Consider the following 13,765-nt stretch of genomic DNA (forward strand, 5'->3'; position numbering starts at 1 on the left):
CTAGCATGAAGCCGCGCCGCGAATATTGAAAACTTATGACAAGCCCCGGACCGAACAATTGACGACCCCCACGTATCCGCCAGTCGGATAAACGGGGGCAGAGCGGCGAACGCGCAACTTCCGCTCTGACCGTCCATCGGATAATGATGGGCGGACCGATGCCATGGCCCCGCATGGCCCCCACCATCCGCGCAAATGGGAGGCTCAGACCAATGATGCGATATGCGATTCCGACCCTCTTGATGGCGCTGGCCATCATGCCTGCCGCGCAGGCGCAGGGCGCCTCGTCTGCTCCACTCGCCGAAACTGTGCCACAACGGCTGTCGCTGGCAGAACTGCGTAAACGCTACCAGAAGCCTGGTGATCACTATGTCGATATCAGCGGCGTCGAGCTGCGTTATCGGGATGAGGGCAGGGGGCCGGTGCTGTTGCTGCTGCACGGATCGCGCAGCACGCTCAACGCCTGGGACGGCGTGACCGCGCGGCTCAAGGATCGCTATCGCATCATTCGCTACGACCAACCGCCAACGGGCCTGTCGGGTCCACTCAGCGACGCGGCGCGCACTGCCATCGGCTCGCCCGAAGGGCTGGTGCGGGGCTTCCTCGACAAGCTGGGCGTGGGTAAGGTCATCGTCGTGGGCGTGTCGAGCGGCGGTACGGCGGGCTATTATTTCGCCGCCGCCTATCCTGACCGGGTGGAGGCGCTGGTCCTGTCCAACACCCCGTCCGATCCGGTTCCCAACCTCAAGGTCAAATCCCCGCCAAAACTTGAGGCAGCGGTGGAGAAGTTCAAACGCACCGGCGTCGAAGGCATGGATTTCTGGACCGAATATCTCGCGTCCCTTTATGGCGAGCCAAGCCGGATCAAGCCGGGCCTGATCGACTATTATTACAATATCAACCTGCGCCGGAAGGAGCCGAACCAGCTTGGTCTTTACGCGCTGACGGCGAACGCGGAAACCACGATGGCGCGGTTGGCGGCGGTGAAAGCGCCCACGCTCATCCTGTGGGGCATGCGCGATCATGTGCTCAAGCCCGAAAATGGTCAGGCGCTCTATGGGTATCTGACCGGCGCCAAAAGCCGCTCCTTCGTGGCGCTCGACGATGTGGGCCATTATCCGCCGATGGAATCGCCCGAACGCATTGCCGACCTGATCGACACTTATCTGCGTGATGGCCTCAACTTTCGGAAGAGCCTCAAATGATGGTTAAGCTGCTGCGCCTCATCGCTATCCTGCTGGCCATCCTGCTATTGGCCTTCCTCGGCTGGTTCGGCGCGGCGAAAGCGGGCTGGCTTGGCACGGATCGCGCCGCCATGATCGCGCGCTACGCTGGGCCGCCCTCCCGCTTCATTACGGTCGATGGCGTGCCCATGCATGTCCGGGTGGAGGGGCAGGGCTATCCCGTACTGATGCTGCACGGATCGAACCAGAATTTGCAACAATGGGATCCGCTGGCCGAACGGCTGCGCGCGCATTACCAGATTATCCGGGTGGACTGGTCCCCCTATGGCCTGAGCGGTCCCGACCCCAAAGGCGAATATAGCAATGCCCGCGCCGCGCAACTGGTCAGCGGCGTGCTGGACGCGCTCAAGATCGACAAGATCGCCGTCATCTCGACGTCCAATGGCGCGAACGTCGCGCTGCAACTCAACGCTGACCAGCCGAACCGCATATCCGCCATGTCCTTCTCGATCCTGCCGCTCGAACGGCCCAGTCAGACGCGCGCGATCAACTGGAAGATCAAGGCCGCGCTTGCCTTCCACGAAAAATGGCTACCTTATTATCACCCGAAATTCTACTATCGCTGGATATTCGAGGATACCTCGCATCCCGGCTGGGACGTGCCTGAAGCTCTGCCGCAGATGATGTATGACATGGCGAACATGCCCGGCGTCATCCCACCGCAAAAAGCCTATATCGCGTCCAATACCAGGCTGTTCAAGACGACCGATGTTGGCGCGATCGCTGAAACGGTAAAGGCGCCCACGCAACTCATCTGGTGCGAACTGGACACGGTGATCTCGCAGGGGCCGGAAGCGACGACGCGCCGCTTCATCAACACTCGCGTCGATGTCGTGCGTTATCCCGACGTCGGCCACTGGCCGATGTGGGAGCAGCCAGACCGCTTCGCCAGGGATGTAAAGGGGTTCCTCGACCGCACCGTGGGGCAAATATCCCCCACGGTCGCTGCGGATCAGGCGGGCAGGTAAACCCAGGGGCGGCGTGCCGCATCGGCTGCACGAAAGGCTGTAATCTCCTGCCGCCGCTTGAGCGTCAGTTCGATCGCATCCAGCCCTTCCATCAGCATCTCGCGCGGTTCGTCGGCTAGAGCAAAGGACCATGATGCGTCCCCCGCCCAAACGCGCAGGGTAGCGAGGTCCACGGTCACATCCGTATCGAGCGCGGCAATCTGCGCGATCGCCTCGGCCGACAGAATGACCGGCGCGACGCCGTTACGGATGCAGTTGCCCTGAAAGATCGGGTTGAAGGACGGCGCGATAATCGCGCGAAACCCATATTCCGCCAGCGCCCATACGGCATGCTCCCGGCTCGATCCACAACCGAAATTGGGACCGCCCAGCAATATCCGCGCGTCGTGATAGCGCGGCTGGTTCAGGATGAAGGCGGGGTTTGGTTCGCGGCCACCAACCTGCGTGTAGCGCCACCCGGCGAACAGTCCGTCGGCAAGGCCCGTCTTGGACACCGACGTCATCTCGCGCGACGGGATGATCGCATCGGTATCGATATTCTCGCGCAGTAGCGGGGCGGCAATGGCCGTCAGGCGAACGAGCGGTGTCATGGCAGCGAATCCAGTGTGCGGGGATCGGTTATGCGCCCGGCCAGCGCGGACGCAGCAACTGTTTCGGGCGACGCGAGATGGGTGCGTGTGCGCGGCCCTTGTCGGCTTTCGAAATTGCGGTTGGTCGAACTGATGACCCGCTCTTGTGGCCCGAAACTTTCGCCTCCCGCGAAGAAACACATCGAACAGCCCGACTCGCGCCACTCGAAGCCAGCGTCGGTAAAAATGCGATCCAGCCCTTCGGCTTCCGCTGCCAGCTTCACCTGACTGGAGCCAGGCACGCAGATCGCCCGCACGCCAGCCGCGACCTTGCGTCCTTTCAGGATCGCGGCGGCACGGCGCAGGTCGGTGATGCGGCTGTTGGTGCAGGATCCGATGAAGGCCGCGTCGATAGTCAGATGGTTCAGCGACTGGCCTGCCTCGATGCCCATGTAGGACAGGGCGCGATCATAGGAATCCCGGCTGTCGCGTGCCGCCGCCGTGCTGAAATCGGGTACAGCCGCGCCCAGCGCCATCGCTTGTTGCGGGCTGGTGCCCCATGTCACCATCGGCGTGACGGCGGCGGCGTCGATCACATGTTCTGCCGCGAACATCGCGTCGTCATCGCTGCGCAATGTGGACCATAGCGCGATCGCCTGATCCCATATGTCTCCGGTCGGGGCATAGGGACGACCGCGCAAATAGGCGAATGTCTTCTCGTCCGGCGCGATCGTCGCGCCGAAAGCGGCCAGTTCTGTAGCCAGATTGCACAAAGTCATGCGCGCTTCCATGTCGAGCGTTTCGACCGCCGCACCGGCAAATTCGACGATATGCCCCTTCGCCCCCGCCGACCCCAGCGTTGCGACGATGTGCAAAGCCAGATCCTTCGCCGTGACGCCTGGCGCAAGCTGGTTGTCGATGCGTATTCGCATGTCCAGCGGACGCGCGACCCGCAACGTCATCGTCGCCAGCGCATGTTCCGCCTCGGTCGATCCGATGCCCCACGCCAGCGCCCCGAACGCGCCCTGGGTGCAGGTGTGGCTGTCGGGGCAGACCAAAGTCACGCCCGGCAGCACGATGCCCTGTTCGGGGGACACGACATGGACGATCCCCTGTCGCGGATCATGCAGGTCGAACAAAGTGATGCCCGCCGCCAGCGCCCCTTCGCGCGTCGCGGTCAGGAACGCTGTGCCTGTGGGCATCAACGTCTTGTCCGACCGGCCTGGCAGCGTATCGACGATATGGTCCATCGTCGCGAACACCTGCTGCGGCGCCATCACGGTGCGCCCGGCGTCGGCCAGGCTTTTGAGCGCCACGCCGCCCGTTCGTTCATGCAGCAGAACGCGATCGATCAGCAGCAGGTCGGTGCCGCCGTCAAGCTGCATCACGCTATGCGCACGCCACAGCTTTTCAGCCAGCGTCAGCGCCTTGTCAGGTGCCGTGGTCATGCGAGCGCTCCCTCCTCCGCACCGATCACCCCGCGCGCGCGCAACGCAGCGATCGCGGCGTCGTCCAGCCCGATGTCCGTCAGGATCGCCGTCGCATCTTCACCTGCACGCGGCAGGCCGCGCGCACCATGAGGGCGCTTGCCGTCCAGTTCGACCGGCAGGGCGGGCAGGCGCGTGCGCGTGCCGTTTTCCAGCTCCAGTTCGACCAGTCCGCCGCTTTGATTGAGGTGCGGATCGTCGAACAAATCCTCTGGCCGGGCGATCGGCGCGAAGGCGACGCCGGACGCTTCCAGACGAGGCACCAGATCCGCGCGCGGATGGCGGGCAAATAGCGCGCGCACGACCGGCAGAATGATGTCGCGGGCACGCACCCGGTCGTTGTTTTTGGCATAGGCGGGGTCGCTGCCGATCTCGCCCAGATCGAACGCCTTGACGAACGATGCCCACTGCCCGTCGCTCACCACCCCGACGAACAATTGTTCGTCCTCGTTCGCTGTTTCAAACACGTCATAGATTGCCCAGGCCGAAATGCGCACTGGCATGGGCTGCGCGGCGACGCCCGTCACCGCCATCTGCGCCATATGCTGCCCCACCAGAAAGGCGGTGGTTTCATAGAGCGAGGATTTGACCTCGCCACCTATGCCCGTGCGATGACGCCGCTCCAGCGCGGCCAAAATGCCTATGACGCCGAACATTCCGCCAGCCACGTCGATGACCGACGCGCCCGCGCGCAGCGGCCGTCCGGGCGGGCCGGTCATATAGGCCAGGCCACCCATCATCTGAGTGACTTCGTCCAGCGCCGTGCGATTCTCATAGGGACCGGACAAAAAGCCCTTGGCGGAATAATAGATGAGGCGCGGATTGCTCTGCTGAAAACGATCGGGACCAAGGCCCATCTTCTGCAGTGCGCCGGGCCGGAAATTTTCTACCAGCACGTCCGCCGACTCTACCAGCGATGCAGCCAGCGCCACGCCTTCTGCCGTCTTCAGGTCGATGCAGATGCTGCGCTTGTTGCGGTTGAACATCGGGAAATAGCCAGCGCCCGATCCCATCAGGCGGCGGGTCTGGTCGCCGCCGATCGGCTCGACCTTGATCACTTCAGCGCCCAGATCGGCCAGAATTACGCCGGTCGATGGACCCATCACCATATGGCTGAATTCCACCACGCGGATACCTGCGAGCGGCAGCTCCCCTTTTGTCGTCATCTTGCCCACCCTTGCCTCACTATCTATATGCGCTATTTGATATAGAATTATAACAAATAGCGCAAGCGAGGGCGAGAAGGCGATGACGGACATATTGATCAGCGAAGTCGGACCGCGCGACGGCTTGCAAAGCATCAGCCAGATCATGGCGACCGCCGACAAGAAAGCGTGGATCGACGGCGCGGTGGCGGCCGGCGTGAGCGAAATCGAGGTCGGCAGTTTCGTGCCCGCAAAGCTGCTGCCGCAACTGGCCGATACTGCCGAAATCACTGCTTATGCCGCGACGATCCCCGGCCTGACCGTCGCCGTGCTGGTCCCCAACCTTAAAGGCGCGCAGGCGGCGATCGCGGCGGGCGCGCACAAGATCACGTTGCCCCTGTCGTGCAGCGAAACCCACAGCCTCGCCAACCTGCGCCGCACCCATGATCAGGTGCTGGCAGAGGCGAAGGCGATAGGTGATCTGATCGCGACCTTGCCCGTCGAACGTCGCCCCCATTTTGAGGGGAGCCTCTCGACCGTGTTCGGCTGCACGCTGGAAGGCGCGATCCCCGATGCGCAGGTCGCCCGGTTGGCCGAGGCTTTGATGGCGGCAGGGTGCGACGAGGTCGGGCTGGCCGACACGACCGGCTATGCCGATCCGTCCGCCGTCCGCGCAATCGTCAAACTGGTGCGCGGCGTTGTGGGGGAAGCGGCGCTGACCGGCATCCACCTGCACAACACGCGTGGGCTTGGCCTTGCCAATGTTCTGGCGGGGCTGGACGCCGGGCTGACGACCTTCGATAGTTCGCTAGGCGGCCTTGGCGGCTGCCCCTTCGCGCCGGGCGCGAGCGGCAATATCGTCACTGAGGATCTGGTCTTCATGTTTGAGGCGATGGGTCTGCGTACGGGCATTGATCTGGACGCTCTGTTCGCGGTGCGGAGACTGGTCGCCGCCGCGCTTGAGGGCGAGCCGCTCTACGGCTTCACACCGGAAGCAGGCCTGCCGCTTGGCTTCCATCCGGCCAGCGCCCGCAGCCAGGGAGTAGCGGCATGACGACAATCGGCACCCACATGGTCAGCGACGGCCGCACTGCCCGGCAGATATTCGAGGATGTGATGGCCAATCCGGCCCGCGCAAAGTTCGGCTTCGGCACCAAGCTGGCCATCGTCAATGTCGATTTCCAGAACGCCTATACCCGGATCGACACCTATAAGACCGCCTATGAAACCGATCCGCGCCAGATAGAACATGCGAACACCATTTCCCGACTGGCGCGTGAGAAGGGGATGCCGGTCATCTGGACCCATGTCGGCTATATGGACAATGGTGCCGACGCAGGCGTGTGGGGCACGCGCACCGATACGCCGGACTCGCTTCAGAATATCAAGGTGCCAAGTCATCGCCATGATTTCGACGGCCGCTGCCAGATCGACGCCTCGGTCGATGCCATTTACGTCAAGCGGATGCCCTCGGCCTTCTTTGAAACGCCGCTCAACTCCTATCTGCGCTGGCACAAGGTCGATACGGTAATCGTCACCGGCGGCTCGACCTCAGGGTGCGTGCGCGCGACGGCGGTCGATGCGCTGTCCTACGGCTTTCGCACCATCGTCCCCATTGAAACGACCGCCGACAAGCATGAAAGCTATCATTTCGCGAACCTGACGGACCTTTTGCTCAAATATGCCGATGTCGAGCCGGTTCAGACCGTGATCGACTGGCTGGAGTCGCACTGATGCAGGAAGGTGTTGCCGATCCCGGCCTCTATCCCTACAGCCCGTATCGCGGTCGGCCCAAGATCGAATGGCCCGGCGGCAAGAAGGTCGCCGTGTGGATCTCGCCGAATCTCGAATTTTACGAACTCGATCCACCCGCCAATCCGCATCGCAAAAGCTGGGCGAAGCCGCATCCCGACGTGGTCGGTTACAGCCATCGCGATTATGCCAATCGCGTAGGCCATTGGCGCATGGCCGAGATGATGGAAAAGCATGGCTTCAAGGGATCGGTCTCGCTCTCGGTCGCGCTGTGCCAGCATGTTCCCGAAGTCGTCGCCAACGCCAACGATCTGGGCTGGGAATTCTTCAGCCACGGTATCTACAACACCCGCTACAGCTACGGCATGGACGAGGTGCAGGAACGCGCGATCATAGAAGATTCGATCCGCACCGTGCGCGACGCAACTGGCCAGACGATCAAGGGCTGGCTTGCCCCCGCGCTCACCCACACGCCACGCACGCTCGACCTGATCGCCGAATATGGCCTGACCTATACCTGCGATCTCTATCATGACGACCAGCCCGGTCCGGTGTCGGTCGCGAAGGGACGGCTCATCTCCATGCCCTACAGTCTGGAGGTGAACGACCATTATGGCTTCTTCATCTACAACATGTCGCCCCGCGACTATGCCGAAACGCTGATCCGCCAATATGACCGGCTGGCCGATGAAGGCGAACACTCCGCCACCGTGATGTGCATCCCGCTGCACAGCTATCTGATCGGTCAGCCCCACCGGATCGGCGCGTTCGAGCGCGTGCTGGAACATATCGCGGCGGATGGCCGCGCCTGGATCACGCGCAGCGGCGACATCGCCGACCATTATCTCACCCACTATTATGACGCGGCGGAGGCGCAAGGCGCATGACCCTGGACCCCGCCTATCTGGACTATCCGCATCGCAGGCAGGGCATGGACCATGACCTATATGGCTGGTCCAACATCTTCACCCGCCCGCCGATCGCATGGGATGACGGTAAACGCGTCCTGACATGGATCGTCGTAGATCTGGAATGGTTTCCGATTCTAGCCGAAGACAAGCCGTTCCGCGCACCCGGTCATATGCAGACCGCCTATCCCGACTATCGCCACTATACCGCGCGCGATTATGGCAGCCGGGTCGGCATCTATAGACTGCTCGACGCGGTGGAGAAGGTCGGCGCGCGCATATCGGTCGCGGCCAATGGCGCGATCGCGCAGCGCTATCCTGAACTCATCCGCGACATCGTGGCGGGCGGGCATGAGATTATCGCCCATTCGACCGACATGAACGGCACCATCGCCACCGGCATCGGTGAGGATGCCGAGCGCGCGTTGATTACCGGATCGCTCGACGCGATCGAGGCGGCGTCGGGCATCCGACCCACCGGCTGGCTCTCCATCGCCCGTTCGCAAAGTTTCGATACGCCGCGCCTGCTGGCACAGGCGGGGCTGACCTATATGTGCGATTGGGTGAATGACGACCTGCCCTATCCGATGCAGACGGCGGCGGGGTCTATTTTTAACCTGCCCCTCAACCACGAGCTGTCCGACCGCCAGATACTGACCGTGCAGCAGCAGTCGGTGGACAGCTATGTCCAGCAGATGCAGGACGCCTTCGGCTGGCTGGATGGGGAGGCGAGGGCGCATGGCGGGCGGATGCTGCCGCTGAACATCACCCCCTATATCATGGGCCTGCCCTATCGCATCGCGGCGTTCGAACGGCTGCTCTGTTGGCTCGCCGCGCAGGACGGACATGGCTTCGCGCGCGGCGACGCGATCGCGGCCCAAAGCGCCATGGCGCTGTCATGACCCCAGCGCGCACGCTCTATGACAAGCTGTGGGATGCACATGTCGTGGCGGAAGGGGCGGACGGGCAGACCCTGCTCTACGTCGATCGCCATCTGCTGCACGAAGTCAGCACGCCCCAATCCTTTGAGCTGCTGCGCGAAGAAGGCTTGAGCGTTCACCGCCCCGCGACGCAACTGGCGGTGGCGGACCATAGCGTGCCCACCCATGATCGCGACCAGCCAATCGCCGACCCGCAGGCCGCCGCTCAGGTCGCCCTGCTCGAACGCAACTGCGCACAATCTGGCATAGAATATTTGGCGCTCGACGGACCGGGGCAGGGTATCGTCCATGTCATCGGTCCCGAACAGGGCTTTACCCTGCCGGGGATCAGCTTCGTCTGCGGCGACAGCCACAGTGCCACTCATGGCGCATTCGGCATGCTGGCCTTCGGCATTGGCGCCAGCGAATGTGGCATCGTCATGGCGGCGCAGGCGCTCTGGCAGGTGAAGGCAAAGCGGATGCGCGTCACCTTCACCGGCGCGTTGCAGCCCGGCGTGACGGCCAAGGACATGGCGCTGGCCATGATCGGCCAGATCGGGGCGTCCGGCGCGGTTGGCTATGCCATCGAATTTGCGGGCGAGGCCGTGCGCGCCCTGTCGATGGAAGGGCGTATGACCCTGTGCAACATGGCGATCGAGGCCGGTTCGCGCACGGGGCTGGTCGCCCCGGACGAAACGACCTTCGCCTATCTCGAAGGCCGCCCGCGTGCGCCGCAGGGCGATGATTGGAACACGGCGATCGTCTATTGGCGCACCTTGCCCAGCGACGCCGATGCGCAATTCGACGTGGAAGTCACCATCGCCGCCGATGCCATCGCACCCCATGTCACTTTCGGCACCAGCCCCGATCAGGTGCTGCCCGTGACCGCCAACGTGCCGCACGGCGAAGCCAAGCTCGCCAGGGCGCTCGCCTATATGGACCTGCAACCCGGCGAAGCGATGGATGGCCTCGCCATCGATCATGCCTTCATCGGCAGTTGCACCAATGGCCGGATCGAGGATCTGCGCGCCGCCGCCGCCATCGCTTCGCGCGGCCATGTCGCAGTGGGCGTCCGCGCGCTGGTCGTGCCTGGATCAGGCGCAGTCAAGCGGCAGGCGGAGGCGGAGGGTCTGGACCGTATCTTCATCGACGCCGGTTTCGAATGGCGCGATCCGGGCTGTTCGCTCTGCGTCGCCATGAATGACGATCGCTTGCCGGCGGGCGCACGCTGCGCCTCTACCTCCAATCGCAATTTCGAAGGACGGCAGGGCGCGGGCGCACGCACGCATCTGATGAGTCCCGCCATGGTCGCCGCCGCCGCCATCACGGGCCGCATCGTGGACGTAAGGACCATGGCATGACCCCGCTCGTCACCGTCACCGGTCAGGCGCTTTCGCTGCCGGACGCCGATGTCGATACCGACATCATTTACCCCGCTCGCTTTCTCCTCATTACGGAGAAGAAGGGGCTTGGCCGCTACGCATTCCACGACCGCCGCAACGCGCCCGGTTTCCCGCTCGCGCCGGGCGTCGATCAAGCGCCGCCGGTGCTGGTCGCCGGTCCCAATTTCGGCTGCGGGTCCAGCCGCGAACAGGCGCCATGGGCGCTCGCGGGATTGGGCATCCGCGTCATCATCGCGGAAAGTTTCGGCGAGATATTCTTTTCCAACTGCTTCAAGAATGGCCAGTTGCCGATCCGCTTGGACGCGTCGATGATGGAGCGCCTGCACACAGCCGCCCGCGCGGGCCTGCCCTTCGCCATCGATCTGGAGGCGCGGACGCTGACCGTAGGCAATGACGCGCCGATCGGCTTTACCGTGGACGATGGGCGGCGTGAGGCGCTGCTCAACGGCTGGAACGACATATCGCGCATCCGCGCGTTGCACGGAGCGGATATCGCCCGCTTCGAACAGGCGCAGCAGCAGGCCGCGCCCTGGCTCTGGACAAAAGGATAAACTGATGGCCGATTCCCGTTTGCGCGAGAAACTCGCTGAAAAACGCTTCTTCGTGGTCCCCGGCGTGCAGGACATGATCGCCGCCGTCACCGCTGATCGCGTGGGCTTCGATGTGATATATGGCACCGGCTACTGGCTGACCGCATCGACCTACGGTCTGCCGGACGCTGGCATCGTGGGCTATGCCGAAATGGTCGATCGCATGGCGACGGTGAAGCGCACGTCGAAGGCCGCGCTGATCGCGGACGCCGACACTGGCTATGGTGGCCTGCTGAACGTCCATCACACCGTCAAGGGCTATGAAGCGGCAGGCATTTCCGCCATTCAGATCGAGGATCAGGAATTTCCCAAGAAATGCGGCCACACCCCCTATAAGCGCGTGGTCTCGATGGAGGACATGGCGCAAAAGGTGAAGGTGGCGGTGGACGCGCGCGAGGACATGCTCGTCATCGCTCGCACCGACGCGCGCCAGTCCGAAGGGCTGGACGGCACGCTCCGCCGCCTCGAAGCCTATGCCAAGGCAGGCGCGGATGTCCTCTTCCCCGAAGCGCTCCAGAGCGAAGAGGAAATGCATCTCGTCTGCAACGCCTTCGACCTGCCGGTGATGGCCAATATGTCTAACGGCGGCCTGACCCCGCCCTTGCCCGGCAGTGTCTTGTCCGACATCGGATTCGCCTTCGCCATCTATCCCTCGCTCACCAGTCTGGTGGCGGTGGCGGCGATGGAAAAGGCGCTGACCCGCCTGAAGAACGAAGGAATCGGCGAACCTGACGCATCTGAACTGTTCGACTTCAAGACATTCTGCTCGATGATCGGGTTCGAAGATGTCTGGGCCTTCGACAAGAAATGGGGGCAGGCAGGCTGATGCGCATTACCGCCGCCGTTCTGGATCGTTCGGGCGACAATGCGCGCCCCTATGCCGATACGCCGCCGCTGCGGCTCGCCGAGCTGGAACTTGACGCGCCCCGTCCCGGCGAATTGCTGGTGCGGATCGACGCGGCGGGCCTGTGCCATTCGGACCTGTCGGTGGTGAATGGCGACCGGCCACGCCCCATGCCGATGGCGCTGGGGCATGAAGCCACCGGCATCGTCGAGGCGACCGGCACGCCGGACGATAGCGGCTTTGCGGTGGGCGACCGGGTGGTGCTGGCCTTCCTGCCGTCCTGCGGCGAATGTGTGCGCTGCCGCTCTGGCGAACCCTATATGTGCGGCGTTGGCGCTGCGGCCAATGGCGAGGGGCGATTGCTGAACGGGGGCCGCCGCCTGCACGATCATGGCACGGACGTGCATCATCATCTGGGCTGCTCGGCCTTTGCGACCTACGCCGTGGTCGATCGCCGCTCAGCGGTGAAGATCGATCGCGACATCCCTGCGGAAATCGCCGCTTTGTTCGGCTGCGCCATATTGACCGGGGCAGGGGCAGTGATGAACTCCGCCCAATTGCGTCCGGGCGAAACGGTGCTGGTCTATGGCTTGGGCGGCGTCGGCCTGTCGGCGTTGCTTGCCGCCCGCGCGAGCGGCGCATCGACCATTCTGGCTGTCGATCCCTCCGCCGAAAAGCGCGCGATCGCAATCGAACTGGGCGCTCAGGCCGCTGCCCCCGACGATGTCGCTGCCCTGCTGCCCACGCTCTTCCCCGATGGCGGGCCGGACGTTGTCGTCGAAACGGTGGGCAAGGCTGTCGTGCTGAAAGCTGCCTGGGCCGCTGTCCGTCGTGGCGGGCGCGTGGTCACGGTCGGTCTTCCCAATCCCAAGGAAATATTCGACATCCCCGCCATCTCGCCAGTGGCCGACGGCAAGACGCTGATCGGCAGCTATATGGGATCGTCCGTCCCCGCGCGTGACATCCCCCGCTACATCGCCCTGTGGCGCGCAGGCCGCCTGCCAGTCGAAAAATTGCTGACCTCGGTCAGTCCCTTAAGCGACATCAACAGCCTGCTGGACACGCTCGCCGATGGGCAGGCGATCCGTCAGGTGATGGTGCCATGAGCGTGCCTATGCGACGCGGCTATGTCGATGGCCGGTTCGGCCAGATCCATTATCAGGCCGCGACCGGAGAAGGCCGCCCGCTGGTACTGCTGCATCAGGCGATCATGACGTCCGATCAATTCTCGAACGTCTTCGCGCCACTAGCCGCCCATGGCCTGCGCCCGATCGCGATCGACCTGCCTGGCTTTGGCATGTCCGATGCGCCATCGACGCCGCCGACGATCGCGGACTATGCGACCGGCATCGTGCCCGTCCTCGACGCGCTTGGCATCGCTCGCGCGGCTGTCGGCGGGCATCATACCGGCGGCCTTGTCTCGACCGAGGTCGCCCTGGCGCATCCCGACCGGATTGATGCGGTGATCCTGCACGGCGTGATGATTATGGCGGACGAAACGCGCCAAGCGCTGACCGCCGACATCGTCGCACGGGAAAAGGCGTTCCGGCCATTACCGGGCGCGGCACATATGGTGGAGATCGCCCGTATCCGCGATCATCTGTCCGATGGCGCGCTGGGTCCGGAACGGATCAGCGACTATGTGGTCCAGGCGATGATGGCGTGGGACCGGGGTGCTTACTGGTACGGCCACGCCGCCGCCTTTGTCTATCGCCATGAAGAGCCGCTGGGCCGCATCACCCAGCCGGGGCTGATCCTGACCAACACCGGTGACATGATGCACCAGTCGGCACTGGCCGCGCACGTTCTCCGTCCCGATTTCGCCTATGCGCAGATTGAGGGCGGCGGCATCGACATATGCGACCAGAAGCCGCAGGAGTGGGCAGACGCCATCGCCACCTTCCTGAAGTCTCTCGATTGAGCCGATGAAGGGGC

The 13,765-nt window shown here is 63.7% G+C and carries 14 protein-coding genes; 11 read left to right on the forward strand and 3 right to left on the reverse strand.

What is annotated here, in order from left to right:
• The first annotated feature begins 212 nt into the window (after window positions 1-212).
• A complete protein-coding gene (locus tag WA070_RS20970) occupies window positions 213-1,205 on the forward strand; it encodes an alpha/beta fold hydrolase (protein WP_422635845.1) in 993 nt (330 codons plus the stop codon).
• Complete coding sequence (locus tag WA070_RS20975; RefSeq protein ID WP_422635846.1) at window positions 1,202-2,212, forward strand: alpha/beta fold hydrolase; 1,011 nt, start codon at window positions 1,202-1,204, stop codon at window positions 2,210-2,212. Before WA070_RS20970 ends, WA070_RS20975 begins: the two co-directional genes overlap by 4 nt.
• Here WA070_RS20975 and leuD (WA070_RS20980) read toward each other — a convergent pair.
• The 3 genes from leuD (WA070_RS20980) to WA070_RS20990 are packed head-to-tail and all read right to left on the reverse strand — an operon-like array spanning window position 2,197 to window position 5,434.
• Window positions 2,197-2,802: a 3-isopropylmalate dehydratase small subunit gene (gene leuD / locus WA070_RS20980; protein ID WP_422635847.1), complete on the reverse strand. Its 606-nt coding sequence runs from the start codon at window positions 2,800-2,802 to the stop codon at window positions 2,197-2,199. The two genes, WA070_RS20975 and leuD (WA070_RS20980), sit on opposite strands and share 16 nt — an antisense overlap.
• A complete protein-coding gene (locus WA070_RS20985) occupies window positions 2,799-4,229 on the reverse strand; it encodes a 3-isopropylmalate dehydratase large subunit (RefSeq protein WP_422635848.1) in 1,431 nt (476 codons plus the stop codon). Before WA070_RS20985 ends, leuD (WA070_RS20980) begins: the two co-directional genes overlap by 4 nt.
• On the reverse strand, window positions 4,226-5,434 hold the full coding sequence (locus WA070_RS20990; protein WP_422635849.1) for a CaiB/BaiF CoA transferase family protein: 1,209 nt from the start codon (window positions 5,432-5,434) through the stop codon (window positions 4,226-4,228). Before WA070_RS20990 ends, WA070_RS20985 begins: the two co-directional genes overlap by 4 nt.
• Window positions 5,435-5,516: 82 nt before the next feature.
• On the opposite strand from WA070_RS20990, the gene WA070_RS20995 reads away from it, so the two are divergent.
• Genes WA070_RS20995 through WA070_RS21035 form a run of 9 tightly spaced genes read left to right on the forward strand, consistent with a single transcriptional unit; the run spans window position 5,517 to window position 13,751 of the window.
• On the forward strand, window positions 5,517-6,467 hold the full coding sequence (locus WA070_RS20995; protein ID WP_422635850.1) for a hydroxymethylglutaryl-CoA lyase: 951 nt from the start codon (window positions 5,517-5,519) through the stop codon (window positions 6,465-6,467).
• Window positions 6,464-7,147 carry an isochorismatase family protein gene (locus WA070_RS21000; RefSeq protein WP_422635851.1) on the forward strand — a complete coding sequence of 228 codons (684 nt, stop codon included), beginning with the start codon at window positions 6,464-6,466 and terminating at the stop codon, window positions 7,145-7,147. Before WA070_RS20995 ends, WA070_RS21000 begins: the two co-directional genes overlap by 4 nt.
• Window positions 7,147-8,052, forward strand: a complete 906-nt coding sequence (locus tag WA070_RS21005) for a polysaccharide deacetylase family protein (RefSeq protein ID WP_422635852.1) — start codon at window positions 7,147-7,149, stop codon at window positions 8,050-8,052. The genes WA070_RS21000 and WA070_RS21005 overlap by 1 nt, the downstream gene beginning before the upstream one ends.
• The gene (locus tag WA070_RS21010; protein ID WP_422635853.1) at window positions 8,049-8,975 is read left to right on the forward strand and encodes a polysaccharide deacetylase family protein; all 927 of its coding nucleotides are present in this window, start codon (window positions 8,049-8,051) and stop codon (window positions 8,973-8,975) included. Before WA070_RS21005 ends, WA070_RS21010 begins: the two co-directional genes overlap by 4 nt.
• Complete coding sequence (gene leuC, locus WA070_RS21015) at window positions 8,972-10,354, forward strand: 3-isopropylmalate dehydratase large subunit (RefSeq protein WP_422635854.1); 1,383 nt, start codon at window positions 8,972-8,974, stop codon at window positions 10,352-10,354. The genes WA070_RS21010 and leuC overlap by 4 nt, the downstream gene beginning before the upstream one ends.
• Entirely contained in the window at window positions 10,351-10,947 is a 597-nt protein-coding gene (gene leuD / locus WA070_RS21020; RefSeq protein WP_422635855.1) for a 3-isopropylmalate dehydratase small subunit, read from the forward strand. The genes leuC and leuD (WA070_RS21020) overlap by 4 nt, the downstream gene beginning before the upstream one ends.
• Window positions 10,948-10,951: 4 nt before the next feature.
• Window positions 10,952-11,812: an isocitrate lyase/PEP mutase family protein gene (locus WA070_RS21025; protein WP_422635856.1), complete on the forward strand. Its 861-nt coding sequence runs from the start codon at window positions 10,952-10,954 to the stop codon at window positions 11,810-11,812.
• Entirely contained in the window at window positions 11,812-12,936 is a 1,125-nt protein-coding gene (locus tag WA070_RS21030; protein WP_422635857.1) for an alcohol dehydrogenase catalytic domain-containing protein, read from the forward strand. Before WA070_RS21025 ends, WA070_RS21030 begins: the two co-directional genes overlap by 1 nt.
• A complete protein-coding gene (locus WA070_RS21035; RefSeq protein ID WP_422635858.1) occupies window positions 12,933-13,751 on the forward strand; it encodes an alpha/beta fold hydrolase in 819 nt (272 codons plus the stop codon). The genes WA070_RS21030 and WA070_RS21035 overlap by 4 nt, the downstream gene beginning before the upstream one ends.
• The last annotated feature ends 14 nt before the right edge of the window (window positions 13,752-13,765 follow it).

It is taken from the genome of Sphingobium sp. (assembly GCF_049304695.1).
In the GTDB taxonomy this organism is placed as follows: Bacteria; Pseudomonadota; Alphaproteobacteria; order Sphingomonadales; family Sphingomonadaceae; genus Sphingobium.